General features: G+C 65.4%; 20 protein-coding genes. 12 read left to right on the forward strand and 8 right to left on the reverse strand.

The features are described 5' to 3' along the window. Positions 1–6 precede the first annotated feature (6 nt). From E4P29_RS21205 to E4P29_RS21215, 3 genes are all read left to right on the forward strand, one after another. A complete protein-coding gene (locus E4P29_RS21205) occupies positions 7–711 on the forward strand; it encodes an enoyl-CoA hydratase-related protein (protein ID WP_135047077.1) in 705 nt (234 codons plus the stop codon). Positions 712–828: 117 nt separating this feature from the next. After that, a complete protein-coding gene (locus E4P29_RS21210; protein ID WP_209205490.1) occupies positions 829–1,992 on the forward strand; it encodes a M20 family metallopeptidase in 1,164 nt (387 codons plus the stop codon). A gap of 146 nt (positions 1,993–2,138) precedes the next feature. Beyond that, complete coding sequence (locus E4P29_RS21215; protein WP_135047078.1) at positions 2,139–3,302, forward strand: M20 family metallopeptidase; 1,164 nt, start codon at positions 2,139–2,141, stop codon at positions 3,300–3,302. A gap of 38 nt (positions 3,303–3,340) precedes the next feature. Here the strand turns inward: E4P29_RS21215 and E4P29_RS21220 are convergent, their stop codons facing one another. Then, positions 3,341–3,805, reverse strand: coding sequence for a gamma-glutamylcyclotransferase (locus E4P29_RS21220; protein WP_135047079.1), 465 nt, complete (start codon positions 3,803–3,805; stop codon positions 3,341–3,343). Positions 3,806–3,986: 181 nt separating this feature from the next. Here E4P29_RS21220 and E4P29_RS21225 point away from each other — a divergent pair, with 181 nt between their 5' ends. The 3 genes from E4P29_RS21225 to glpD all read left to right on the forward strand — a co-directional run bounded on the left by E4P29_RS21225 (position 3,987) and on the right by glpD (position 8,578). Next, positions 3,987–5,390: an NAD(P)H-quinone dehydrogenase gene (locus E4P29_RS21225; protein ID WP_135047080.1), complete on the forward strand. Its 1,404-nt coding sequence runs from the start codon at positions 3,987–3,989 to the stop codon at positions 5,388–5,390. Between the two features lie 139 nt (positions 5,391–5,529). Then, complete coding sequence (locus E4P29_RS21230) at positions 5,530–6,753, forward strand: PLP-dependent aminotransferase family protein (protein WP_135047081.1); 1,224 nt, start codon at positions 5,530–5,532, stop codon at positions 6,751–6,753. Positions 6,754–6,847: 94 nt separating this feature from the next. Beyond that, the gene (glpD, locus tag E4P29_RS21235; protein WP_135047082.1) at positions 6,848–8,578 is read left to right on the forward strand and encodes a glycerol-3-phosphate dehydrogenase; all 1,731 of its coding nucleotides are present in this window, start codon (positions 6,848–6,850) and stop codon (positions 8,576–8,578) included. Positions 8,579–8,741: 163 nt separating this feature from the next. Here glpD and E4P29_RS21240 read toward each other — a convergent pair whose 3' ends face one another. Both E4P29_RS21240 and E4P29_RS21245 read right to left on the reverse strand, forming a co-directional pair. Beyond that, positions 8,742–9,515 (reverse strand): DNA-formamidopyrimidine glycosylase family protein, encoded by a 774-nt coding sequence (locus tag E4P29_RS21240; RefSeq protein WP_135047083.1) that lies wholly within the window; start codon positions 9,513–9,515, stop codon positions 8,742–8,744. Positions 9,516–9,566: 51 nt separating this feature from the next. Next, on the reverse strand, positions 9,567–14,111 hold the full coding sequence (locus E4P29_RS21245) for an ATP-dependent helicase (RefSeq protein ID WP_135047084.1): 4,545 nt from the start codon (positions 14,109–14,111) through the stop codon (positions 9,567–9,569). 95 nt (positions 14,112–14,206) lie between these two features. On the opposite strand from E4P29_RS21245, the gene E4P29_RS21250 reads away from it, so the two are divergent. Next, positions 14,207–14,458, forward strand: a complete 252-nt coding sequence (locus tag E4P29_RS21250; protein WP_027496446.1) for a hypothetical protein — start codon at positions 14,207–14,209, stop codon at positions 14,456–14,458. 101 nt (positions 14,459–14,559) lie between these two features. Next, the gene (locus tag E4P29_RS21255; protein ID WP_135047085.1) at positions 14,560–15,087 is read left to right on the forward strand and encodes a DUF1992 domain-containing protein; all 528 of its coding nucleotides are present in this window, start codon (positions 14,560–14,562) and stop codon (positions 15,085–15,087) included. Here the strand turns inward: E4P29_RS21255 and E4P29_RS21260 are convergent. Both E4P29_RS21260 and E4P29_RS21265 read right to left on the reverse strand, forming a co-directional pair. Next, positions 15,071–16,636: an NAD-dependent epimerase/dehydratase family protein gene (locus tag E4P29_RS21260; protein ID WP_135047086.1), complete on the reverse strand. Its 1,566-nt coding sequence runs from the start codon at positions 16,634–16,636 to the stop codon at positions 15,071–15,073. The genes E4P29_RS21255 and E4P29_RS21260 overlap by 17 nt on opposite strands. Then, on the reverse strand, positions 16,633–17,862 hold the full coding sequence (locus E4P29_RS21265; RefSeq protein ID WP_135047087.1) for an aminotransferase class I/II-fold pyridoxal phosphate-dependent enzyme: 1,230 nt from the start codon (positions 17,860–17,862) through the stop codon (positions 16,633–16,635). The genes E4P29_RS21260 and E4P29_RS21265 overlap by 4 nt, the downstream gene beginning before the upstream one ends. A gap of 378 nt (positions 17,863–18,240) precedes the next feature. Between E4P29_RS21265 and E4P29_RS21270 the strand changes: the two genes are divergently transcribed. Continuing rightward, positions 18,241–19,359 carry an acyl-CoA dehydrogenase family protein gene (locus E4P29_RS21270; protein ID WP_135047088.1) on the forward strand — a complete coding sequence of 373 codons (1,119 nt, stop codon included), beginning with the start codon at positions 18,241–18,243 and terminating at the stop codon, positions 19,357–19,359. Between the two features lie 3 nt (positions 19,360–19,362). Here the strand turns inward: E4P29_RS21270 and E4P29_RS21275 are convergent, their stop codons facing one another. Next, complete coding sequence (locus E4P29_RS21275) at positions 19,363–19,968, reverse strand: ribulose 1,5-bisphosphate carboxylase large subunit (RefSeq protein WP_135047089.1); 606 nt, start codon at positions 19,966–19,968, stop codon at positions 19,363–19,365. A gap of 54 nt (positions 19,969–20,022) precedes the next feature. On the opposite strand from E4P29_RS21275, the gene E4P29_RS21280 reads away from it, so the two are divergent. From E4P29_RS21280 to E4P29_RS21290, 3 genes are all read left to right on the forward strand, one after another. After that, entirely contained in the window at positions 20,023–21,207 is a 1,185-nt protein-coding gene (locus E4P29_RS21280; RefSeq protein WP_135047090.1) for an NAD(P)H-binding protein, read from the forward strand. Beyond that, the gene (locus E4P29_RS21285) at positions 21,207–21,917 is read left to right on the forward strand and encodes a type II CAAX endopeptidase family protein (RefSeq protein WP_135047126.1); all 711 of its coding nucleotides are present in this window, start codon (positions 21,207–21,209) and stop codon (positions 21,915–21,917) included. Before E4P29_RS21280 ends, E4P29_RS21285 begins: the two co-directional genes overlap by 1 nt. 63 nt (positions 21,918–21,980) lie before the next feature. Beyond that, positions 21,981–22,418 carry an Lrp/AsnC family transcriptional regulator gene (locus tag E4P29_RS21290; RefSeq protein ID WP_135047091.1) on the forward strand — a complete coding sequence of 146 codons (438 nt, stop codon included), beginning with the start codon at positions 21,981–21,983 and terminating at the stop codon, positions 22,416–22,418. Here the strand turns inward: E4P29_RS21290 and E4P29_RS21295 are convergent. Further along, complete coding sequence (locus E4P29_RS21295; RefSeq protein WP_135047092.1) at positions 22,390–25,104, reverse strand: molybdopterin-dependent oxidoreductase; 2,715 nt, start codon at positions 25,102–25,104, stop codon at positions 22,390–22,392. The two genes, E4P29_RS21290 and E4P29_RS21295, sit on opposite strands and share 29 nt — an antisense overlap. Beyond that, positions 25,101–25,913 (reverse strand): FAD binding domain-containing protein, encoded by an 813-nt coding sequence (locus tag E4P29_RS21300; protein WP_135047127.1) that lies wholly within the window; start codon positions 25,911–25,913, stop codon positions 25,101–25,103. The genes E4P29_RS21295 and E4P29_RS21300 overlap by 4 nt, the downstream gene beginning before the upstream one ends. Between the last annotated feature and the right edge of the window lie 12 nt (positions 25,914–25,925).

Genomic DNA, 25,925 nt, shown 5'->3' on the forward strand with positions numbered 1-25,925 from the left:
CGCTGCATGCCTTATCTCGAACGCGACGGCGATGTCCACATCTTGTTCCTCGGTGCCCAAGAGGGCACGGACAATCCAGAGAACAGGTTCCATCCCGACTGGATAGACGCCGTCCACGCGCTGCTCGACGAGGTCGAGGCATCGACCGGACCGGCCGCGCTGGTCACCACCTCTGCAGGCAAGTTCTACAGCAACGGACTCGACACCGATTGGCTGTTCGCGAACCTGGACCGGATCACCTGGTACCTCGATCGCGTGCACACGCTCTACACGCGGCTGTTGGCATTCCCGATGCCTACGGTCGCAGCGGTGCAGGGCCATGCATTCGGTGCGGGCGCAATGTTCGCAACAGCGCAGGACTTCCGCATCCAGCGCGCAGACCGAGGCTTCTACTGCCTGCCGGAGGTCAACCTCAACATGCCGTTCACCGTCGGCATGTCTGCCCTGATCAATTCCAGGCTGCCCAAGCAGGCCGCCGTCGAGGCGATGTTGACGGGCCGTCGCTACGGCGGGGCCGATGCGGTGGCCGCAGGAATCGTCGAGGCCACGGCGTCCGAGGAATCGGTTGTCTCCGACGCCGTTGCCAAGGCGGCGGCGCTGACCAGCACCCGGGGAGCGAACCTGGCCGGCATCAAGAGTCGGATGCACGTGGACCTGCTCGCTGCGCTGACGACGCCGACGGACGACAGCAACTTCAGCTTCGGTAACTAGCCCCGTCCGGCACTGTTCGGGCTCGGAGTCGGCACAGCCGTTCCGACACGCCGCCGCGCTAGTGACACACTGTCTCTCGTGATCGACGAACCGAACAGTGCCGCCGTGGGCGAGGAGATCGGCCGCGCGCTCGCTCACACAACCGACGAAGTGGTTGCGCTGTCGCACTCGATTCACGCAGAACCGGAACTGGCGTTCGAGGAATATCGCAGCGTTGCGAAGGTCCTCGACACGCTTCGCGCCCACCATTTCGAGATCGAATCCGGGGTCGCCGGCATCGACACCGCATTCACCGCGTCGGTGGGTAGCGGCGAGCTCGTGATCGGAATCTGCGCGGAGTACGACGCGTTGCCCGAGATCGGTCACGCCTGCGGCCACAACATCATCGCCGCGTCCGCGGTGGGTGCCGCCCTGGCGCTTGCGCCGGTGGCCGATGCTCTCGGCATCACGGTCCGGGTGCTCGGCACCCCAGCCGAGGAAACCGGCGGCGGCAAGGTCCTGATGCTCGAGCGCGGCGTCTTCGACGACATCGGTGCCGCACTGATGGTGCATCCGGGCCCGTTCGACATCGTGGGCGCGACGTCGCTGGCATTGGCCGACGTTGCCGTCAAGTTCACCGGCCGCGCTGCCCATGCGTCGGCCGCCCCCGAGTGGGGAATCAACGCGGGCGATGCCGTCACCGTCGCGCAGGTGGCGCTCGGGCTCATTCGGCAGCACCTCTCGCCCGGCCAGCAACTGCACGGCATCGTCAGCGACGGCGGCGTCGCGCCGAACATCGTGCCCGGACATGCCGAACTGCTCTACTATCTGCGCGCGAACAGCACCGAGTCACTCGATGCGCTGACGAAGAAGACGTTCGCCTGTTTCGAGGCGGGCGCCATTGCCACCGGATGCACTCACGAAATCCGCACGGTCTCGCCGACGTACGCGGCCCTGACCCCGGATTCGTGGCTGGTGGCGGCATTTCGTCAGGAGATCGAATCGCTGGGACGGTCGCCGTTGGCACCGGAATTGGAAGGATTTCGCCCGTTGGGCAGCACTGACATGGGAAACGTGACGAATGTTCTACCCGGAATCCACCCCGTCGTCGGCCTCGATGCCGGAGGGGCGGTGACGCATCAACCGGAGTTCGCCGCAGCGTGTGTCACCGAGTCCGCCGATCGTGCACTGCTCGACGGTGCTCTCGCCCTCGCCGGAACGGCCGCTCGTGCCGCAGCCGATCCACAGACCCGGGCGCGTCTGCTCGACGGTGTGAACGCTCGATCGGCGGCGCAGCGATGAGCGCAGGCGAAGAGGCGGAAGTTCGGATGAGCGCAGGCGAAGAGGCGGAAGTTCGGATGAGCGCAGGCGAAGAGGCGGAAGTTCGGATGAGGGCAGGCGAAGAGGCGGAAGTTCGGATGAGGGCAGGCGAAGAGGCGGAAGTTCCGATGAGTTCACGTGAAGCCGCGATCGATCGGTGGATTCAGGCTCACACAGAAGATCTGTCCCTGTGGCGTCGGCACATTCACGCCCATCCGGAACTGGCCCGTCGTGAATTCGCTACGACGGCGTTCGTCATGGAGCAGCTCTCGGCGGCAGGCCTGTCACCCAAGCCTCTGCCCGGCGGCACGGGCTTGATCTGCGATATCGGTCCCGACGGCCCGCGCGTCGCGCTGCGCGCGGACATGGACGCGTTGCCGCTGCAGGAGATCACCGGTGCGCCGTACACGTCGACGGTTCCCGGCGTTTCCCACGCGTGTGGGCACGATGCCCACACCACGGTGCTGCTGGCGACCGGACTCGCGCTGGCGTCGCTGCCGGACCTGCAGTACGGGGTTCGGCTGATCTTTCAGCCTGCCGAGGAGGTCATGCCGGGCGGTGCACTCGACGCTGTTGCCGCGGGAGCGCTCGACGGAGTGTCGAAGATTTTCGCGTTGCACTGCGACCCGCGACTCGAGGTGGGACAGGTGGGCGTGCGTGTCGGGGCCATCACCTCCGCCGCCGACACCGTCGAATTGCGTCTGGACTCGCCTGGCGGACACACCTCGCGGCCGCACCTGACCACCGATCTCGTCTACGCGTTGGGCACCGTCATCACCGGGCTGCCGGGCATGTTGAGCAGGCGCATCGATCCGCGAACCAGCACGGTGATGGTCTGGGGCGCGGTCGTGGCGGGGCAAGCCCCCAACGCCATTCCGCAGACCGGCATGCTCACCGGAACAGTACGGACCGGCGACCACGAAACGTGGGCGCTGCTCGAGCCGCTCGTTCGCGAGATCGTCACCGGTCTGTTGGCACCGACCGGGGTGCGATTCGAGCTGCATTACCGGCGCGGCGTACCGCCCGTGGTGAACGACCCGGCGTCCACGGCCACCTTCGAGAAGGCGATCGGGCGAGTGGGGCCGGCGGCGTTGGCCGACACGGCGCAGTCCGGTGGCGGCGAGGACTTCTCGTGGTACCTGGAGAACGTGCCGGGAGCGATGGCCCGACTCGGCGTGTGGTCGGGGACCGGTCCGCAACTCGACATCCATCAGCCGACGTTCGACCTCGACGAGCGAGCCTTGGCCGTGGGTGTGAAGGTGATGACCGGAATCGCGTTGGATCCGAACTAGCGGTCAGGCGGTTGTTGTCGCCGGCTGACCGCGAACTTCTAGGACGTGGTGCCCGGCCCTACGTTGCGGCTGTTGCGGGTGCGTAGGTCTCGCACGTATTCGGCTGGGGCACCGGCAATTTCGGCGGCCTCGGCCATGACCCCGAGGTAGCGTGCCGACGGTAGGCCACCTTCGTAGGCGTCGAGAACGTAGAGCCACGCCAGGACCGGCTCGCCTCCGGTCTCGATGCGCAGCCGGATCTTGCGGTGGATGCCGAGCTCCGAGCCCTCCCACCGATCCAGGCTCTCCTCGTCCTCCTCGGATACGTCGTAGAGCACCACGAAGACCTCCGAGTCCGGGTCCTCGACGATCGTGGCGAGCGCGCCCTCCCAGCCGATGTCGCCACCGCCGAAGGTCAAGCGCCACCCGTGCAGCCACCCGGTTCCCGACAGCGGTGAGTGGGGGCAACGCTGCAACATCTGCTCCGGATGCATGTTCGATCCGTAGGCGGCATAAATTGGCACGTCGGCCAGCCTAAACCGTATCGCCGCCCGTTGACGCCCCGTGGTGGTGTTTCGGTGCGTCGTCGCAGGTACGCCGAGCGACGGGTGGAGTGAAGCTAGCCTTACCGACGCGCGGAACCGGACACTGCAATACCGTTGACGTGACACAGTACAAAGATTTCAGCACGCGAGAAGAGGATCAATGACCCGGATTGTGATCATCGGTGGTGGTCCGGCAGGGTACGAAGCAGCTTTGGTAGCCGCTCAGCACGGCGGACAGGTGACGCTCGTCGATTCAGACGGTATCGGCGGTGCCTGCGTTCTGTGGGACTGCGTGCCGTCGAAGACGTTCATCGCCTCGACCGGCATTCGCACCGAGATGCGTCGAGCCAGCGACCTGGGCATTTCACTGGACCCATCGCAGGCCGCCGTTGCGCTTCCGAAGATTCACGACCGAGTCAAGAGTCTCGCGCAGGCACAGTCGGCCGATATCGCCCACCGCGTCACCTCGGTCGGCGTCGAAATTCTGGCCGGCCGCGCCGAGATGATCGACACCCACGTCGGTATGGCCTCGCATCAGATCAAGGCGGTGTTGGCCGACGGTGAGGAACGCATCCTCGACGCCGACGTCGTCCTCATCGCGACCGGTGCCCGCCCGCGCGTGGTCAAGGGAGCCGAGCCCGACGGCGAACGCATTCTCAACTGGCGACAGCTCTACGACCTCGAGGCACTGCCCGAACATCTCGTGGTCGTCGGGTCCGGTGTGACCGGTGCCGAGTTCGTCTCGGCCTACACCGAGATGGGCGTCAAGGTCACCGCTGTCTCGAGCCGCGACCGCGTCCTCCCACACGAGGACGAGGACGCCGCTCTGGTCCTCGAGGACGCGTTCAACGAGCGAGGTGTCACTCTCGTCAAACATGCCCGGGCCGATTCGGTCGTCCGCACCGACGACGGCGTTCTCGTCACGCTGTCGGACGGGCGCACCGTCGAGGGCAGCCACGCGCTGATGACCGTCGGATCGGTGCCCAACACCTCCGGTCTCGGACTCGAGAACGTCGGCATCGAACTCGACAAGGGCGGATACCTGCGGGTGGATCGCGTCTCGCGCACCGCAGTGGCCGGGATCTACGCAGCCGGTGACTGCACCGGCCTGCTGCCGCTGGCCTCGGTCGCGGCGATGCAGGGACGCATCGCGATGTACCACGCACTGGGTCAGGCCGTCAGCCCGATCAAGCTCAAGACCGTGGCCTCGGCGGTGTTCACGCGGCCCGAGATCGCGTCGGTCGGTGTCGCGCAGTCCAAGATCGACGCCGGTGACGTACCGGCACGCGTGGTGATGCTGCCACTGACCACAAATCCGCGAGCGAAGATGAGTGGGCTCAAGCGCGGTTTCGTCAAGATCTTCTGTCGCCCCGCCACCGGCGTCGTCATCGGCGGCGTTGTGGTCGCCCCGAGCGCGTCGGAGCTGATTCTGCCCATCGCGATGGCGGTGCAGAACAATCTGTCGGTGAACGACCTGGCGAACACGTTCTCGGTGTACCCGTCGCTGTCCGGTTCGGTCATCGAGGCTGCGCGCCAGCTGATGGCGCACGACGATCTGGACTGATCTCAGAATGTGAGAATTGCGTTTCATATTTCGGTAACACGTGAGACAGTCGAGAGAGCGGACACACCCGTCCGCTCTCTCCTCGACTCAGCGGATCCGCGGGCCGTTCCCTCGTTCCTGCTGCCCCGGAGTCTCTTTCGTGTCTTCTACTCACTTCCCTGCCGGCTTGGCCCGGCGCACCGCATCACTGTCCAGCTCGGCGATCCGTGATCTTCTGGCCCTCACCGCACGCGAGGACGTCATCAGCCTGGCGGGAGGTCTACCGGCCACTGACCTGATCCCCGTCGACCGCATCGCGGCAGCTGCCGAGGCGGTACTGTGGAGCCCTGATGCCGTTCAATACTGCGAGACCGCCGGCCATCGCACGCTGCGCAGCGTGATCGCGGCCAGAGAGAGCGCCGTGCGCGGGGGAGTCACGGTTCCGACGGGCACCGTCGTCGTCACGCACGGATCGCAACAGGCCCTGACGCTGCTCGCGCAGGCGCTGATCGACCCGGGTGCCGTTGTCGTCGTCGACGAGCCTGCGTATACCGGTGCGCTGCAGGTGTTCTCGATCGCCGAAGCGCGGATCGAGGCCATCGAGATCGACGCCGACGGCATGGACACCGCCGAACTCGAACGACGGTTGGCGGCGGGACTGCGTCCTTCGGTGGTCCACACGGTTGCCAACTTCCACAACCCTCGCGGGGTCACGATGAGCGAGCCGCGGCGGCGGCACCTCGCGGCGCTCGCGGATTTCTACCGATTCTGGGTGATCGAGGACGACCCGTACGGCGAGATCTGGTTCGGCGCAACGGGCTCTACGCACGGGACGGGCGCACCGCCGCCGCCGATAGCCTGTTTCGGCGATCGCGTCATCCGGCTGTCGAGTGCGTCGAAGATCCTGGCTCCGACGCTGCGGGTCGGCTGGTTCGTCGCCCCGCCCGCCGTGTGTGCGGCTGTGGAACTCCTCAAACAGGGTGCCGATCTGTGCGGTTCCTCGATGACGCAGCTGATGGCGGCGAACATGCTCGGCGACACTGCGTGGTCGAACACCCACTTGACAACGCTGCGTCACGAGTACGCATGCCGTGCAACAGCATTGACGGACGCGCTCGATGCCGAGTTCTCCTCGCGGCTCACGGTCTCGCGCCCGACGGGAGGAATGTTCGCCTGGGCCACCTTCGAGGATGGGACCGACACGGACGAGCTGCTCGCGACCGCCCTGGAGCACGGAGTCGCCTTCGTTCCCGGCTCGGCGTTTGCGTCGGCCGAGCAGTACGGCCGCTCGCTCCGATTGAGCTTCGCGGGATCGACCCCGGCAGAGCTGGCGGAGGCGGTGCGGCGATTGGGTGCCGCACACGCGTCCATCCGCACTCACTGAGCGTCGTCAGCAGGTTCTGCGCTCGGCGGACCTGGGGCGGTAACCTGACATGCACGTAGTGCCCGGGGTTTTTCGACGGATAGGGAGCGTCACAGTGAGCAACCGATCGAACACGAAGTTCCTCGGACCCACCCAACGGGTGGAGGCGTGGGACCAGCTCGGACGCGAACAATTCGACGTCGTGGTGGTCGGCGGTGGCGTCGTGGGTTCGGGTGCCGCGCTCGACGCGGCGACGCGGGGTCTGAAGGTGGCGCTGGTCGAGGCGCGAGATTACGCGTCGGGCACCTCGTCTCGCTCGTCGAAGATGTTCCACGGCGGGCTCCGCTACCTCGAGCAGCTCGAGTTCGGGCTCGTACGCGAGGCGCTGCACGAACGTGAACTCTCGCTGTCCGCACTCGCACCACACCTGGTCAAGCCGCTGAAGTTTCTGTTTCCGCTCACTCATCGCCTGTGGGAGCGCCCGTACATCGCCGCGGGCATCTTTCTCTACGACCGGATGGGTGGGGCCAAATCGGTTCCGCAACAGAAGCATCTGACCCGTTCCGGTGCCCTGCGGATGTCGCCCGGCCTCAAACGGAGGTCGCTGATCGGCGGAATTCGGTACTACGACACCGTCGTCGACGACGCGCGGCACACGATGACCGTCGCCAGAACTGCGGCCCATTACGGCGCAGTGGTGCGTACGTCCACTCAGGTCGTGGGGTTCCTGCGGGAGGCCGACCGGGTATCGGGTGTGCGAGTACGAGATTCGGAGACCGGAGCCACGACCGAGGTTCGTGCGCACGTGGTGATCAACGCCACGGGCGTGTGGACCGACGAAATACAGTCACTGTCGAACATGCGTGGTCGCTTCCGAGTACGGGCCTCGAAGGGTGTGCACATCGTGGTGCCGCGCGATCGCATCGTCAGCGAAGCCGCGATCATTCTGCGCACCGAGAAGTCCGTGCTGTTCATCATTCCGTGGGGCGCGCACTGGATCATCGGCACCACCGATACCGACTGGAATCTCGATCTCGCGCACCCTGCCGCGACCAAAGCCGATATCGATTACATCCTCGGTGAGGTCAACGGGGTGCTCGTGACGCCCCTCACACACGACGACATCGACGGCGTCTACGCGGGATTGCGGCCGCTACTGGCAGGTGAAAGCGACGAAACGTCCAAGCTGTCCCGCGAACACGCGGTCGCTCGGGTGGCACCGGGACTCATCGCCATCGCAGGCGGCAAGTACACGACCTACCGGGTGATGGCCGAGGACGCAGTGGATCTCGCGGCCGAGGACATCCCGGCGCGGGTGGCGTCGTCGATCACCGAGAAAGTGCCGCTCGTCGGCGCGGACGGCTATTTCGCGCTGGTCAATCAGGCCCCGCACCTGGGCGAAGTACACGGTCTGCATCCGCACCGAGTGACTCATCTGCTGGACCGGTACGGTTCGCTGATCGACGAGGTGCTCGCCATGGCTGACGGCAAACCCGAACTGCTGCAACCGCTGACCGACGCGCCCGCTTATCTGCAGGTCGAGGTGGTCTATGCCGCTGCGGCCGAGGGCGCACTGCACCTCGAGGACGTGCTGTCGCGGCGCACCCGGATTTCCATCGAGTACTCGCATCGTGGGATGAACTGCGCGGGACAGGTCGCAGCACTCATTGCCCCGATCCTGGGTTGGGACGAGGCCACGGTCGACCGCGAGGTCGACACGTACCGGGCTCGGGTCGAGGCCGAGATCGAGTCGCAGCGTCAGCCCGACGACGAGTCTGCCGACGCTCTCCGCGTCGTCGCGCCCGAAGCGCGTCAGGAAATTCTCGAACCCGTCCGGACCCTCTGAGTCACGGGACCCGAACCAGCGTCCGCGGTGCGCGAGCAGCCGTCGCGCCGGAGACAGCCATGACCAGCAGGGTGAGTATCGCAAGTGTCAACATACGATCCATGGTGATCGGCGAAGCTGTGAGCAGGCTTGGTCGGCCCTGACGAAGCTCTGTGAAGGCCGGTCATCTCTGGCAGTGCGGGCAGTAGTAGATCTGCCGTTCTTCGAGTGGATTGTCGCCGATCAGTCCGAACTCGATGGTGGTACCGCACCGTCGGCACGGCTTGTTCTCGCGGCCGTACACCCAGAAATGGCGACCCGCGCGACGATCCCCGGTGGTGACGCGCTGATTGCGATTCTTGTTGGCGGTGATGGTGCGGAAGGACAGGTCGATCATCTTCTTCAGGTCTCCGGAGTCCTCGACCGGCGTGCGGGGATCGACTCCGCGAAGGAAGCAGATCTCGTTGCGGTAGACATTGCCGAGTCCGGCTATGTTGCGCTGATCGAGCAGGGCCAGGCCGATCGGTCGACTGGGGTCCGATTCCAGATTGGTCAGGGCGACACCTGGGTCCCAGTCGGGTCCGAGTAGATCCGGTCCGAGATAGCCGACAGCGTCGTCCTCGTTCTCGAGGATCTCCAGCACGCCCAGCTCGAATCCGATGGCCTGTGCCTTCTCGGTGTTCAGAATGATGCGAGCTTGGAAGGCCGGACGACGCCAGCGAGCCCCCAGTGCATAGACGTGCCAGGTGCCTTCCATCTTCAGGTGCGAGTGGATCGAGTAGCCGCCCACTCTGATCAGCAGGTGTTTGCCCCTCGACGCGACGGACTCGACCGTTTCGCCGGTGAAGTCGACTGTGGCGTAACGGGGTACACGAATGTCGCAGGCAGTGAGCTGCTGGCCCTCGAGCGCTGCCCGCAGAGTATTGGCGGCGCGCCAGACGGTATCGCCCTCGGGCATCTGCGTCCTCTCTCGTTTTTCTGTTCTCTTTTTCGGAAGTGATGCGGTGCCTCAGCGCCGCAGGCGTAGCCCGCGGGGAGTCGCCGAGAAACCGGCCTCGGTCAACGTCTTGGAGAAATCCGTGCCGTGGATATCGTGACCGTTGATCCGTTCGACCAGTAACTTGTCCACCCCGCCGCGCTTGACCGTGATCGCCAATGCCGTTGCTGCAGAAGCGATGTCCTCGGTGTTGTCGCCGAAGGTCAGCACCGACTTGCCGCCACGTTCGACGAACATCGTCAACTCACCGCGAACGAGTACGACCAGCGCGCCCGCCTTGCGGCCAGGCCGATGCTTCGTCGTGTCGTCCGGCTCATCGTTGCCGCCGGCCTTCGGCCATGGCAGTGCACCGCCGTACGGGTTCGCCGGATCGCACGAGGCGAGCACCACGGCAGTGGCGTTCTTCTTCGGTTCGTCGTAGCTGCGCAACCGGTCGACGACGTCGGAGGTGGAGAACTGAGCGCCGCCCAGCGAATCGACGAAATAGCCGCGTCGGCAGCGACCGGAATCCTCGAACCCCGTCAGCACCTTGTACATCGTGGCGAACCCGCCGGGGACCCCTTCGTTCATGACCGAACCGCGCGTCACAACGCCGTAGCGTTCGAGGAGTACGTCTGCGGTGGCATGAGCGCGGACGGTGAGGTCCGGTTCGAGTTCGGGCAACCGTGACCACCGACCGCCGGCCGTCGGTGGGCCGGTGCGGGTGGGCAGGGACGGCCGCTCGAACTGACGGTAGGAACGCAGGCGCGGGGTTCGACGCGGTGCTCGATGACTCGGGGCCGAGCGAGTGGTCGTGGAGTTCAACAGGGCTCGCAGTGGCGCGAACGTGTCGTTGCTGAGTCGTCCGGCCCACACCAGCTCCCAGAGTGCAGCCTGCAGAGCAGTGTCGTCGGTGCTCCCGACGGTGTCGGAGAGCTGGCGGAAGAAGTACGCACCACCGCCCGCGACTGCGTCCTGGATGCGAATCTGCAACTCGGACAGGTCGGATTCGGCGGCTGGCACCAGAGTCAGCGGCGCGGTATCGGCCATGTGCAGGCTCACCCAGCCGTCCTTGGACGAGATCGCGCCATGCCCCGCCCACAACACCTCGCCGGTGGAGGTCAACTCGTCGAGCATGGCGGGGCTGTAGTCGCTCACCCGGGAGGCGAGCACGAGCGACTCCCACGCCGACGCCGGAACCGGCACGCCCGCAAGCTGTTCGATGACCGTTGCCACACCATCGATTCCGCTCAACCGGCGACTGTCGACGTGCTGCCACGCCGGCAGGAATCGGCCGAGCGTGGCTGTGGACACGGGTTCGACTTCCTGCCGCGCCGCCGCCAGAGATCTCCGCCGCAATCGCCGAAGAACCTCGGCGTCGCACCATTCGCTGCCCGTTGCACCGGGACGGAATTCGCCCTCGACGACGCGTTTGTCGACGGCCAGTCGGCGCAGGACGTCACGCACCACGGCGGTACCGACGCCGAAGCGCGCGGCGGCGTCGTCGAGGGTGAACGGTCCGTGGGTTCGTGCGTACCGGCTGATCAGGTCGACCAGCGGGTCGTCGACGGGTTCTATGAATGCGGCCGGGGTGCCGATGGGAAGTGGAACGCCGAGTGCATCGCGAAGGCGAGCGGCGTCCTCGATTGCCGTCCACCAGGTCTGTCCGGCGAACGTGACCTCCATCGCCCGCTTTGCATCGGCCAGTTCGGTGAGCCACTGCGGGAATTCGTCGCCGTCGGTGCGCAGGCCGACTTCCGTGGCGGTCAGCGGACCGAGCAGCCGCAGCAGATCCGCCACACCTTCGATGTCCTTGGCGTGTCTGTCCTCGGGCAGTCGCTGCAACTCGAGCTCGGTGGTGGTGATGACGCTGTCGTCCAGCAACTCTCGCAGCTCGACGCGTCCGAGCAACTCGGCCAGCAGCGCCGAATCGAGGGACAGTGCGGCGGCCCGCCGTTCGGCGAGCGGGCTGTCGCCCTCGTACATGAAAGCGCCGACGTAGTTGAACAGCAACGAATTTGCGAACGGTGACGGTGACGGCGTCTCGACGTCGACGATCCTGATCTGGCGTCGCCCGATGCGGGCCAGGATGTCTTCGAGGGCGGGGAGGTCGTAGACGTCCTGCAGGCACTCGCGCACGGTTTCGAGCAGGATCGGGAACGTGGGGTATTTGCGAGCGACGTCGAGCAGCTGTGCCGAACGCTGCCGTTGTTGCCACAGTGGTGCCCGCTTGCCGGGGTTGCGTCGGGGCAGAAGCAGTGCGCGAGCGGCACATTCGCGAAATCTCGACGCGAACAATGCCGATCCACCGACCTGCTCGGTGACGATGTCGGCGATCTCGTCGCGCTCGAACACGAACAGTTCCGCGCCGGGCGGCTGGTCGTCGGTATCGGGAAGCCGGACGATGATGCCGTCGTCGGATGCCGTGGGGGCAGCGTCGATGCCGTATCGCTCGATCAGCCTCGCGCCGACCGCGAGGGCCCACGGCGCGTGTACCTGCTGACCGTAGGTGGAGTGCAGCACCAACCGCCAGTCGCCGAGTTCGTCGCGAAAGCGCTCGACGATCATCGTCTTGTCGGTGGGCAGTTGGCCGGTGGCCTCCAACTGTTCGTCGAGCAGAGCGATCAGGTTGTTGACCGCGTTGGCGTCGAGTCCGTCGGTGCTCAGCCGCTCGGCCAGGTCGCTGCGGTCGGTGGTGCTTCGCAGAAACTCGCCCAGGGCCCGGCCCAGTTCGGCCGGTCGACCGAGGCCGTCGCCGTGCCAGAACGGCAGCCTGCCCGGTTGGCCGTATGCGGGACTGACCAACACCCGGTCGTGCGTGATTTCTTCGATGCGCCAGCTGGTTGCGCCGAGTGCGAACACGTCGCCCACTCGCGATTCGTAGACCATCTCCTCGTCGAGTTCGCCTACCCGAGACTGCTTTTCGCCCACCATGTAGACGGTGAACAGGCCGCGGTCGGGGATGGTACCGCCGGACGTGACCGCCAGTCGCTGAGACCCGGGACGGCCGGTGAGGGTGTTGGCGTCGCGGTCCCACACGAGCCGTGGTCGTAGTTCGGCGAACTCGTCCGACGGGTAACGGCCCGAGAGCAGGTCGAGTGTCGACTCGTAGGCAGATCTGGGCAGAGTGGCGAAACTGCCGGTGCGACGGACTGATTCGAACCAGTCCTCGGCGTCGATGGGTTCGAGTGCGCACGCCGCGACGGTCTGCTGGGCGAGGACGTCGAGGGGATTGGCCGGGACGAACAGGGCCTCGATCTTGCCCGACGTCATGCGTTCGACGGTGACCGCGCAATGGATCAGATCGGTGCGGTGCTTGGGGAACAGCACGCCCTTGGAGATTTCGCCCACCTGGTGGCCGGCGCGACCGACGCGCTGCAGACCACTGGCCACCGAAGGCGGTGCCTCGACCTGAACCACCAGATCGACTGCGCCCATGTCGATTCCGAGCTCCAGACTGCTGGTGGCGACGACGCAGCGCAAACGCCCGGTTTTCAGATCGTCTTCGATCAGCGCGCGCTGATCCTTGCTGACGCTGCCGTGATGGGCCCGTGCCAGTAGGGGATCGGCACCGTGGTTGACGTCGGATGCGGTGCCCACCTGAGATGGTGGTTTGTGCTCGGTATCGACTCCGCCGCCGATACGTTCGGCGTACACCTCGTTGAGCCGCGCGGTGAGTCGTTCCGCGAGCCGGCGCGAGTTGGCGAAGACGATGCACGATTTGTGCTCGAGGATGAGATCGACCATCTTCTCCTCGACGTGCGGCCAGATCGAACCCTGAGCCGGGGGAGCGGCGGAGGTGTCCGCATTCGGGTCGGTGACGCCCAGTTCGGTCATGTCCTCCACCGGCACCTGAACCGTCAGGTCGAAGGTCTTCGGAGCAGGTGGGGCGACGATCTCGATGGGAGCGGCACCGGCGAGGAATCGGCCCACTTCTTCGTGGGGGCGCACCGTCGCGGACAGGCCGATGCGTTGCGCGGGCTTGTCCAGCATCGCGTCGAGCCGCTCGAGAGACACCGCGAGGTGCGCGCCGCGTTTGGTTCCTGCGACGGCGTGCACCTCGTCGACGATCACCGTGTCGACCTCGGCCAGGATGTCTCGCGCCGCAGAGGTGAGCATGAGGAACAGGGACTCGGGAGTGGTGATCAGAATGTCCGGCGGAGTCTTGATCATGGTCCGGCGATCGGCAGCGCTGGTGTCGCCCGAGCGGACTCCGACGGAGATCTCCGGCGGGTTCAGACCGAGACGCTTGGCCGTCTGGGTGATGCCGACCAACGGAGCACGCAGGTTGCGCTCGACGTCCACTGCCAGAGCCTTGAGCGGCGAAATGTAGAGCACCTTGGTCTTGCGGGTGCTGTCCGCACCCAGTTGGGCCAGCTCGTCCAGGGCCCACAGGAACGCCGACAGCGTTTTGCCCGAGCCGGTCGGCGCGACCACCAGGGTGTGCGACCCGCTGGAAATGGACGACCAGGCACCGAGTTGCGCCGACGTGGGGGCCGGAAACGCGCCGGTGAACCACTCGCGAGTCGGCCGCGACAGCTTCTCCATGATGTCGGTGCCGATACTGTGCGTGGCCATCCCACCATCATGCCCCGAGGCACCGACAGGTAACCCCGGAGCGCGAAGCTCGTGCGCTGCGGTGTCGTTTCGCCCGATTCGGGTACCCGGTGGCCATGACCGACGACCAAGAGATCATGCAGAAGATTTCCGCGAAACTCGACGCCCTGCTCGGCAGCAAGACCAACGGCCTGCAGAACGAGGTGCCGCCGGGTGCAAGCATCCAATCGGACGAGGACGACGCCGAGCACGGTCCACTCGGCCGGGATTACCACCTGGCGAGCAAATACGCGCAAGCTCTGGCCATCAACGAGCCTCAGGTGATCGACCGTGACGAGTTCGACCGCTTGGTCGCCGAATACGGCTGAGCCGACGCATTCGAGTGAGCCCCGACCCTCACACGGGATCGGGGCTTACCCGTCTCGGGCGCACCTGGCGATCACCCGGGGCCGGTTCTACAGTCGATGGAGTGACCGAACGCAAGAAGCCAGGAGTCACGTTCGAGTCCTGGGTCGACAAACAGATCCGCGAGGCGCAGGACTCCGGCGCATTCGAAGGACTCGACGGCACCGGTAAACCCATTCCGTTGGGCGATCCCGACGACGAACTGTGGTGGGTCCGCGGCTATCTGAGGCGAGAGAACCTGCCCGTCGATGCGCTCTTGCCCACGGCGTTGGCCCTACGCAAAGAGATCGAGCGGCTGCCCTCGACGTTGATCGGTCTCCGGCGCGAGGATTCCGTACGAGACGTATTGGACGAGCTCAACGCTCGCATCGTCGATTGGATTCGCTTTCCGACCCCGCCGATCGTGCCGCTCGGCCCCGTGGATGTCGAGACGTGGGTGTCCCGGTGGCGCACCAATCGAGCCGAAGTCGACCGACTGGAGAAAGAGCACGACGCAGAGTCGGCTGCGACGTCGGGCCGGCCCTCGGCGGCGAACCACGACGGTGCATCGTGGTTCGCGCGCGTTCGCAGCCGGTTCAGCTGGTGGCACTGAGTCCGATCGTCCTCGCGCAATAGGCCAGAGCGTCCGCCGCCGTGGACACGAACGGAAGCGCAGCTGTGCCGTCCACGCGAATTCGAGAAGGCAACAGCCCGTCGGGACACCTCGGTTCCTCCAGTGTCGTCCACCCTGTTGCGCGCCGGCGCAGGCCGCCGACCAGGGTGTCGGCCGCGTGCCGGACTCCGCTGCGGAGCGCAACCGGGGCGGTGTCGAGGTGCGTGCGAGCGAAACGCAGTGCGACGTCGACGGCGTCGACGGTCTGAATGGCCGATGATCGACCGCGCAGCCCGGTGCTCAGGCCGTGGCCGGGGAGATCCAGTACCACCACGTCGACTCCTGCCCGTGCGATCTCGGCGGCCAAGGGTGTCAGGTAGCGGGCATGCAGACCGGTATCGGCAACCAGCACCACCGACTGGTCGGTGGCCGTCGCCGATCGGTGTACTTCGATGTGCACTCGCCCGCCGGCGACGTCGAGCTGCCGGTGCACGATATCGAGGCCGGCGACGTCCGAGCGAGCGAGCGCGACCGCGTCGGAGGCCGGCCGCAACGCTGCCTCGCAGGCGAGGTCTCGTTCGAGGGCGTCCTCGCTCCGCAGCAGCGACTTGCCCTGCAGCAGAATCATGACCGCGGCAGCCTCGTGAGAGGTGAGGGTGGGTGCCCAGCCGGTGGCTGCGCCCAGCGCGGTCGAATCGACGATGGGCTCTCCGGGCGTGACCCACTGCCCGGAGAACGGCGTGAGGCCGAGGGCGAAGGCAATGTTCGCGATGCGCGTCGCCGCTTTCTGTGGAACGTCGAACATCAACTGGCCCTGCATCGCAGCGAGTTCACGCACACCGACCCAGTCCACCGGACCCAAGTTGTACGGGCCGACGAGGTCGGTCTTGGCCGCGCGGTGGAAGGCGTCGGCCATGTCGTCCTGAAACAAGAATTGATACGAGGCCCGATCCGCTTCCGGGAAGGCGCCGATCGGCCCGGTGAACTGATCGATCCCGTCGTTGGCGAAGTCGGGTCCGATGATGTACGTGCACCGCAACATGGAGATGGTCATCTCACCGGGGTGCCTACGGAGCCACCACTCCGCGTAATGTTCGACTTCGGCCTTGTCGTAGAAGTAGTAGCGATTGGGATCGCCTGCAGGATAACTGTTCTCGGTGAGCGGCTCCGGAGCTATGTCTGCTCCGTACGCATTGATACTCGAGGCGATCACCACGCGTGACACCCCTGCTCGGTATGCGGAATCGATGACGTTGCGTGAACCGCGGAGGTTGATGTCGTGGGTCTCGGTCTTGTCTCTGAGCTCCTCGACCACGAATGCCAAGTGCAGCACGACGTCGCAATCGGCGAACGTCTCCTCGAGGTCGGGAGAGCGAATGTCCGAACGGATCGACGTGAACTTCGGGTGCGTGATTCGGGCTGGGCGACGGGCTATCCCGATGACCGCGTCCACCTCGGGATCATCGAACAGCCTCGGGAGAATCGCGGCCGCGAAGTCACTGGTGGCTCCGGTGACCGCGATACGCAAGCCGCGGTGGCGCTCACTCATGAGGGCAGCTCCGCTACGGCCTCGATTATCTGCTCCGTGGCCGTCGACAGGTGTTCTTCGGTGTGTGTTGCCATCACGCACAGGCGAAGTATGGCACCGGACTTCGGCACGGCGGGATGCAAGGCGGCGCTGGTGAAGATGCCACGGTCGTAGAGGTTCTTCCACAGACTCATGGCCACGAGGTCGTCGCCGATGTGGAGTGAGACGATGGGGGCGGCCGTATCGCCGTGGGGTGTGGACGAGCGGCCTGCTACGTCGAGGCCGGCCGATTGCAGTCCGCCGCGCAGGATCTCGGCGTTGTCGAGTACGCGCCGAGCCCGATCCTTGCCCTCGTCGCTTCGGATCAGGCGGACGGAAGCCAATGCGGCACCCACCGCAGCAGGCACACCGGAGGTCGTGAACAGGAAGGCGCGGGCCTTGACCCGGAGGGTGTCGATCAAGTCGCTCGAGCCGGTCACGAATCCACCGGTGGAGCTGGGGCTCTTCGACAGCGATGCCATCGTGACGTCGACGTCCTTGGTGATGCCGAACAGCTCTGCCGCTCCGGTGAGTTCGGGCCCGTAAACGCCGAGGCTGTGGGCTTCGTCGACCATCAGCGCTGCGTGGTAACGGATACACAGCTCGGATACCGCGTCGAGCGGTGCGAGGTCGCCCTCCATGGAATACAGGCCGTCGACGATGACCAGCACCGCCCCGTCGTCGACGACGGGTTGCTGGAGTTTGGCTTCGAGATCGGCCATGTCGTTGTGCTTGAACTTGACCACCGATGCACCCGAGAGAGTGCTGCCGTCGCGGATCGACGCGTGGGCCGCCGAATCGACGATCACCGTGTCACCGGGGCCGACGATGGCACTGATCGTTCCGAGGTTCGTCTGGTAGCCCGTGGTGAAGACGAGTGCGTCGTCCGTTCCGTGCCACTGGGCGATCTCGTGTTCGAGCTCGAGGTGGAGGTCCAGAGTGCCGTTGAGCAAACGACTTCCGGTGACTGCGCTGCCGAATGTGTCGAGCGCGTGCTGGGCACCCTCGACAACCTTGGGATGGTCGGCGATGCCGAGGTAATTGTTGGATCCGAGCATGATCTTGTCCCGGCCCTCTACGCGAACGACCGGGGCAACGGCCGATTCCATCTTGCGGAAGTAGGGGACCACATCGGCGTCTCGAACTGCGCGCAGCAAATCCACGCGCTCGTCTCCGCCGAGTCGTTTCATCAATCTGTTGACAACCATCGTGTACCAGAACTCCTCACAGAGTCGATTGTGGATTGTCGCGAATTCATGAGTGCATTCGGAGCGGGCTGCGCGGGCGATTGGTATTCGGCAGAAGAATATTCAGCGTTTCAAAAGATGCTCTCGCGACGGAAATCGGTTGGTAATCCGCCCCGAAAAAATAACTTCGGTTTCTTTCGAGGGGTAAACTTTACGAGACCTTTAGTTTATCGCCGCAGGTGACGGGGTATTGTCGAGGGCCAGCGCGAATTCACCTGCTTTACTGCTGTCCACGCCTATATTCGACTGATTTGTCCCGGTCAACCGATGGTACAAATCTGTCGACGCCGCAATCAATCAGTGGCACACAAATCGCTTAGTGACACAAGGAGATGAACAGTGACTGCATTAATGGTGCGCGAAAGAGAAACGCTCGAAAAGTACATGCCGGGTTTGCTGCACTATCTGGACACCACCCCGCTGGACCGACTCGAGTCCCGCGATTCGGACGCGATCGACAAGTTTCGGGAATTCGGGGGTACCGGTCTGGTGGTCCCGGGTGAACTGGGCGGCCTCGGCGCTCCGGCTATCGACGCGGTTCGGGCGCAGAGGGCCATCGGGTCTCGCTCGCCCTCTCTCGGCGCGGGAACCACGATGCACCATCTCTCACTCGCATCCCTGACCGAATTCGCTCGCGGTGCCACCGAGGACGACCGAGCCTTGATCAAGGGATTGGTCGAACAGAAGGCGATCGTCGCTTCCGGCTTCTCCGAGGGTGTGACCGGCGGGAGTGTGTTCATTCCGACGATGACCGCCGTGAAGAAGGGCGACAACTACATCGTCAACGGAAGCAAGAAGCCGTGCAGTCTGGCACGTTCGATGGACCTGCTGACCTGCAGCGTCGAGATCGACTCGGGTGATCGCGCCGTCGCGTTGATTCCGGCCAGTCTTCCGGGTATGAGTGTGAAGCCGTTCTGGACTACCGACATTCTGGCCGGCGCGCAAAGCGAAGAAGTGTTGCTCGAAGACGTCGAAGTGCCGGCCAGCCTCGTCCTGCCCAACAAGGACGACGATCCCGATGGCGTGCACGAGATGACCGGTTACCTCTGGTTCGGGATGCTGATCTCCGCCAACTACATCGGAGCAGCGACCTCTCTGCTCGAGCGGATGATCGAGCAGGGCAAGGGCGACTACGAGGGCTACGTTCGGGCAGCGGCCGAACTCGAAGTGTCCATGGCGGCAATCGAGAACGTCGCCCGCGCATTCGACGAAGGCGAACGCGGACAGGACATTTCGGTGAAATTGTTGTTCAACCGTATCGCGATTCGAGACGCGCTGGTGCGCAGCAGCTCGGCTGCCATCGAATCGCTCGGCGGGATCGGCTTCATCAAGTCACCCGAAATCGCTTACGTCGCAGCAGCATTGCACGCGTTCGCGTTTCATCCGCCATCACGACGGTCCATATCGGAGACCCTGGCGCGTTTCCACGCAGGTGAAGATTTCGCCTTCGTCAAATAGCGACTACCGCTGTTCGTCTTCGAGCTCGTCGTTCAACTTGTCCTCGCCCCGGTTGCGGAAGAACTTGAATCCGGGGATGCCGATGACGGCGCGCCTGACGTCCTTCGTCACTCCGAGAAGTTCGTGGATCTCGGGGGAGACCGTATCGAGGGTCGCGAGGATGGGGAGTAGAGCTTCCATGTGGTCGAGGAGTCCGGGAAGCTGATCGACCATCGATATCGCTGCGTCGACCTCGTCGTCGGACAGGTTGTCGACGAACCGTCGAGCCATGGGCTCGGACTTCTTGGCGATGGGATCGAACATTTCGATCAGCTCCAGCGCCGTATGTGAGGCGGCCGATGCCGACGCGACCACGATGTCCGCGGCACCGGTCGTCCGCTGTACGTGGGCAACCACCGCGTCGGCCGAGTCGATGACGTGGTCGATTCGTGTCATCAATGTCTCTATGCGGCTCAACAGTGCTTCGATTCTGCCCGGGAGGGTAAGCGCGAAATCGGTCGTGGTGAACACCCAGCTCGCACCGGCCCGCGCCACTGCGGCTCCTCGCCGAAGCACCGATTCGGTACCGAGAGGGTCGGGGAGGACAACACCTGCCAACACGAGAGCCATAGGAGCGACAATGCCACACCGACGCAACGCCCCGACTGCCGTTAGCCTCGACGCATGAGAGTCCTCGTCACCGGTGCCAGCGGATACATCGGATCTCGGCTGGTGGCGGCCCTGTTGGCAGACGACACGGACGTCGTCGTGGGGTCTCGGACTCCGAAGAACCTGCGCTCGTTCGATTTCTACGATTCCGTGACCACCGTGTCGCTCGACGTCACGAACGAACAGTCGTGCGCCGCTGCCTTCGCCGAGTCGGGCGACATCGACGTCGCCTACTACCTCGTCCACGCAATCGGCGAGGCCGATTACCGAGCCCAGGATCGGACGTCCGCCGAGCAGTTCGCCGCTGCCGCGGCGCGAGCAGGAGTGCGGCGCATCGTGTACCTGGGCGGCTTCGTCCCCGACGACGCTCACCTGTCGGAGCACCTGGCCAGTCGCGCCGACGTCGGTGAGGCGCTGACGGTGGACGGTATCGACCTGGTGTGGTTGCGAGCGGCGATCGTCATGGGTGCCGGCTCCACGTCGTACGAGATGCTGCGCTATTTGGCGGACCGCCTGCCGGTGCTGCCGTTGCCGAGTTGGCTCGCCGAACCCGTCCAACCGATAGCAGTCGACGACGTACTGCACTACCTGGTGGCGTCGGCAGACGCCGACACCGTCCCAGCAGGTTCGTACGACATCGGCGGCCCGGACGTGGTCCCGTACCGCGACCTGGTGTTCGCCTACGTCGAAGCCGCCGGGCTGCAGCGAATCGGGATGCCGGTACCGCTCGTTCCGACATCCCTTGCCGGCAAGGTGATCGGAAAGATCATTCCTGTGCCCGCCGGGCTCGCCGAGGATCTGGTCGGTTCACTGCACAACACGATGACCACGTCGGAGAGCCGGATTCGGGATCTCGTCCCCGATCCGCCCCGTGGTCTGACCACCATCTCGGACGCCATGGCCCGTAGTGTGCGAGGAACCGTGGGCGAGCCGCCCGGGGTCTGTGCGCTGAAGGACCCGCTGCGACTGGCGAACACCGACGCAGCATGGAGCGGCGGAGATGCGCTCGGCGTTCGGCGACACGGCGTGGCCGCGTCCTCGGACCGCACCTGGGGTCTGGTCGAGGCTCTGGGCGGCCGTCGATTGCTGGCGTCGAAGCCCGTGGCAGCAGCCGTGCGTACCAACCTCGATGTAGCTGCGAGTGTGAACCGACGTGCCAAGTCGGTCGTGCGCCGACTGACCGATACCGAGGAGGCATGATGGCAACGTGGTCGACGACCGCGCTGAACGTGATGAAGTCCGCTCTGGTCGATCCTGTGGAGCGCGACCACCGAGAGTCCGACGCGGCGTTCAGGAAACGGCGCATCATCGTGCTGATCACGCTGGTGATCGGGGCGACGGTGCTGTATTTCTCGCTCAAGGTGGAACCGGGTGACCCGTCGTTCTACGCACTGACGCTCGTGTTGGCCGCAGTGTGGATCGTCGGTGGGTTCCTCTCGGGGCCGCTGCACCTCGGACGAATCAAGGTGGGCGGGTCCATCCGGCGGCCGATCGTCACCCCCATCCTCATCGGTCTCGCCGTCGGTGGAGTGTTCATGCTCGGCGGCCTCGTCGTCCGCCAGATTCCGCCGCTCGCCGACTTCACCGAAAACGTGCTCGCACACGCTCGGGTGGGGTCGCTGGTACTGATCGTGTTCATCGCGTTGCTCAACGGTGTTGCCGAGGAGATCTTCTTCCGAGGTGCCTTGTACTCCGCGATCGGAGTCAAGCATCCGGTGATCATCTCGACGGTCGTCTACACCATCGCCACCCTCGCATCCGGCAACCCGATGCTCGGTTTCGCCGCCGTGCTGCTCGGCTACGTGATGGGGCTGCAACGTCGCGCGTCGGGCGGAATTCTGGCACCGATCCTGACGCACGTCAGTTGGTCGGCGGTCATGGTTCTGGCCCTGCCCCCGCTGTTCGTGTGAGTACAGAGTCATGTCTCGTGAGGGCACAGGGGCATCGACGGTGATGTGGGTTAGATTGCGCACGTGAGTGAAAACCTCGATCGCGTCGACCGGCTGATCGTCGACGAGTTGATCTCGGACGGGCGCGCGACGTTGGCGACGTTGGCAGAAAAGGCGTCCCTGTCCGTCTCGGCCGTCCAGTCGCGGGTTCGACGCCTGGAATCGCGACGAGTCATCCGCGGATACACAGCGCAGGTCGATCCCGAAGCGTTGGGGCGGCCGCTGTCGGCGTTCGTCGCGATCACTCCGATCGATCCGGCCCGGCCGGACGACGCCCCCGCACGACTGAAGCATCTGACCGCCATCGAGTCGTGTCACTCGGTTGCCGGCGAGGAGAGCTACGTCCTGATGGTGCGCGTCGAGTCGCCGCGCGCCCTCGAGCAATTGCTGCAGGAAATTCGCGCAACGGCGCATGTGCAGACGCGCAGCACGATCATTCTGCAGACGTTCTACGATCGTTGACCGCTCGCCAGACGCGGTCCGAGGACATGGGCAAGTGGTGCAACCGCACTCCTACTGCGTCACGGATCGCGTTGGCCAATGCGGCGGAGACGGGGTTGTACGGTGACTCGCTCATCGACTTCGCGCCGAACGGGCCCAATCGGTCGTAGGTGTCCGCGAACAGCACCTGTGTTCGTGGGATGTCGGCGAACTGGGGGACGTGGTAGCTGCGAATGGAGTCGGTGGTGATTCGTCCGGCACCGTCGGTGCGCATCTCCTCGTACAGTGCGCTGCCGATGGCCTGTGCGACACCACCTTCGACCTGGCCCCGACACTGCTGCGGGTTCATGACCGTGCCTGCGTCGGCGCTCTGAACCGACTGGAGGATCTCGACCGCACCGGTGGTTTCGTCGACAGCCACTCGAAATGCCTGCACGTTGAACGCCAGTGATCGCGGGAGTCCGCCGCTGTTGCCGCTTGCCGTCACTGTTCCGCCCGCCGATGCCAGTACGTCGTCCAACGGGACGAAGTGATCTCCGCACCGCACCCCCTCGGGCCCCAACGTGCAGTCCGAAGGGCGGTGACCGGTCGCGGTGGCAGCGACCTCGACGATGCGAGCCGACAACCCGCGGACCGCAGCGTAGAGCGCCTTGCCTGCCACGACGGTTCCCGCCGAGCCGAACGCACCGGTGTCGTAGGTGACCGACTCGGTATCGGACTGCACGACGCGGATGCGATCGACCGACGTGCACAGCTCGCTGGCCGCGATCTGGGTGTGGACGGTGGTGGTCCCGTTCCCGAACTCTGCGGTCCCGACGCGTATCTCGTAGCCACCTTCGGGCAGCAGCGACGCGGTGGCCTCGGCGCGGTGGCCGCGGGGCGGAATGGTGGCGATCATCGCCACCGCCATTCCCTCACCGATCTTCCAGCCGGGCGATGCGGGCTCGCCGTTGCCTTGCCTGATGGCCCTCTCGGCCAGGTCGATGCACTGATCGAGACCGTAGCTGCCGAATTGCAGGTCGTCGCCTTCGAGGTGCGCGGCGACGATCTCGTCGCCGGGAACGATCACGTTGCGGCGGCGGAACTCGAACGGGTCGATATCGAGCTTTCGGGCGAGATCGTCGATGGCCGATTCGATCGCGAACATGACCTGCCCCAGTCCGTAGCCGCGGAAGGCACCCGATGGAATGTTGTTGGTGTACACGGTTTTCGCGTCGACCCGCTTGTTGGCGCACCGGTAGATCGCCACCGATTCGCCGCATCCGTGAAACATCACGCCGGCACTGTGATTGCCGTACGCCCCGGCATCGGTCAGCACGTCGATGGACAGGGCGGTCAACACGCCGTCGGCGCTCGCGGCGGCGGTGACGTCGACGCGGAACGGGTGTCGGCACGGTGCGACCGTGAACTCGTCCGTGCGGGTGAACTCGAACTGCACCGGCTTACCGGTCCGCAGAACGGCCAGGGCGACGACGTCCTCGGTCAGTAGTTCCTGTTTGCCGCCGAAGCCGCCACCCACCCGTGCACTGAACACGCGAACACGGTCCCGGGGGAGACCGAAGATCTCGCATATCTCGTCGCGCACCAGGTAGGGAACCTGCGTACTGGTGCGCAGATGAAGTCGGCCGTCGGCGTCCAGCCAACCGATCGTTCCGTGAGTCTCCAAGTGCACGTGCTGGATTCGCTGCGTCGTCCAGCGTCCGGTGACCACGGCTGCTGCACCGCGTACTGCGGCGTCGACGTCGCCGGTGCTGCCGTGCAGTTCGGCCACCAGGTTTCGGGACGGGTCGGCGATCCGAGCCGCTGCGTCCTTGTCGCCGTGGATCTTCGGTGCGTCCGGGGCGAGTGCCGACTCGGGGTCGAACACGGCGGGTAGCACCTCGTACTCGACGACCAAGGCGCGGCAGCCCGCCTGTGCGGCAGCGACCGACTCCGCGACCACGATCGCCACACGTTGGCCGATGAACCGAACGACGGTGTCGAGTACACGGGTGTCGTCGGGGTCGTCGACGCGGCGGTCGTGTCTGGCTGTCGAGAATGCCACCGCCGGGCTGTCTTTCGCGGTGAGCACCAGCTGCACGCCCGGCACCTGTTCCGCGGCCGTGGTATCGATGGAGACGATCCGCGCGTGGGCATGCGGACTGCCGAGAACGCTGGCGTGCAGCAGCCCGGGCGGGGAGTGATCGAGCGTGTACGGCTCGGTTCCGGTGACTATCCGTGTGCTTGCGGGGGCTTCGAGCGAACGCCCGCATGTCGGGCCGTCGGCCACCTTCTCGGTGTTGACCACGCCGCACACGGCATCGGCGATGGCGCGATACCCGGTGCAGCGACACAGGTTTCCCTTCAATCTCGCGGGCAGCTCGTCCCTGTCCTCCGCGGTCAGGGTCGACGCGGTCACGACCATCCCGGCGGTACAGAACCCGCATTGAAATCCGGCGGCTTCGACGAACCGGCGCTGCATCGGGTGCAGATCCTCCGGGGTGCCGAGCCCGGCCACGGTGGTGACGGACCTGTCGGCCGCGCGGTAGGCGGGAAATATGCACGAGTGCACCGGTTCTCCGTCGACGAGGACCGTGCATGCGCCGCAGTCACCGGCGTCGCAGCCCTTCTTGACCTCGAAACGGTCGTGTTCGCGGAGCAGGGTGCGCAGACATTGACCAGGTCGCGCGGCGACCTGGGTCGGTACGCCGTTGATGTCGACGATCATGACAGCTCCTCGCGAATGGACTGCGCCGCGGCGCAACTGATGTGTCGACGCCAATCCGGCGCACCGTGGGGATCGTCGTACCAGTGCTGCGGACCGATCGTGTCGGCGAGCGCGTCGGCGAGTTCGTGCGCCGTCGGTACAGCCAAAAAACGAAGCACGAACGGACGAACGGTCGACGCGGTGACGGTCAACACGAATGTGCCGTCGACGTCGACGCGGCCGATCACCACCGCCGCCGATCGGCCGAGAGGTGAGAGCGACAGCGTGCGCATCGCCGTTCGCGATTCCAGGGCGTGTCGCGGAATGTCGATGCTGCGCAGTACGTCCCCGGGTCGGAGCACCGTGGTCTGGGGGCCGACGACCAGCTGGTCGATCGGCAGACGATAGTCGTGCTCGGGGCCGTGTGCCGACCACACCTCTGCGACGCCGTCGAGTGCGGCAGTCAACGAGATCATGGCTCCGGCAGGTAGGGCGAGCGCTATGTTTCCACCGACAGTGGCCGTCTTCCAGATCTTGAACGAGGCCAACAGGGCGGCTGCACACCGAGGGAACAGAGTGGTTGCGGGGAGGGCGGACTCGAAACGAGCCAAAGTCTCGATCGTGCACGTCGCTGCGATCCCGAGTCCGTTCTCGTCGACGATCAACGGCTCCCATCCCAGGGCCGTGATGTCGATCAGGGTGGTCAGGTGGTCCTGTCTCTCCGAGAACAGCCATGTGCCGCCCGCAACTACCGCGGCGTCCGCGCTGCCCGGCGGCAGATCCGCACGCGAGCGGGGAAGCAGAACACGATCGACAGTGCCGAGATCCATGGCTTCGCTCAC

This window comes from Rhodococcus sp. 1R11, assembly GCF_004563845.1.
Taxonomy (GTDB): domain Bacteria; phylum Actinomycetota; class Actinomycetes; order Mycobacteriales; family Mycobacteriaceae; genus Rhodococcoides.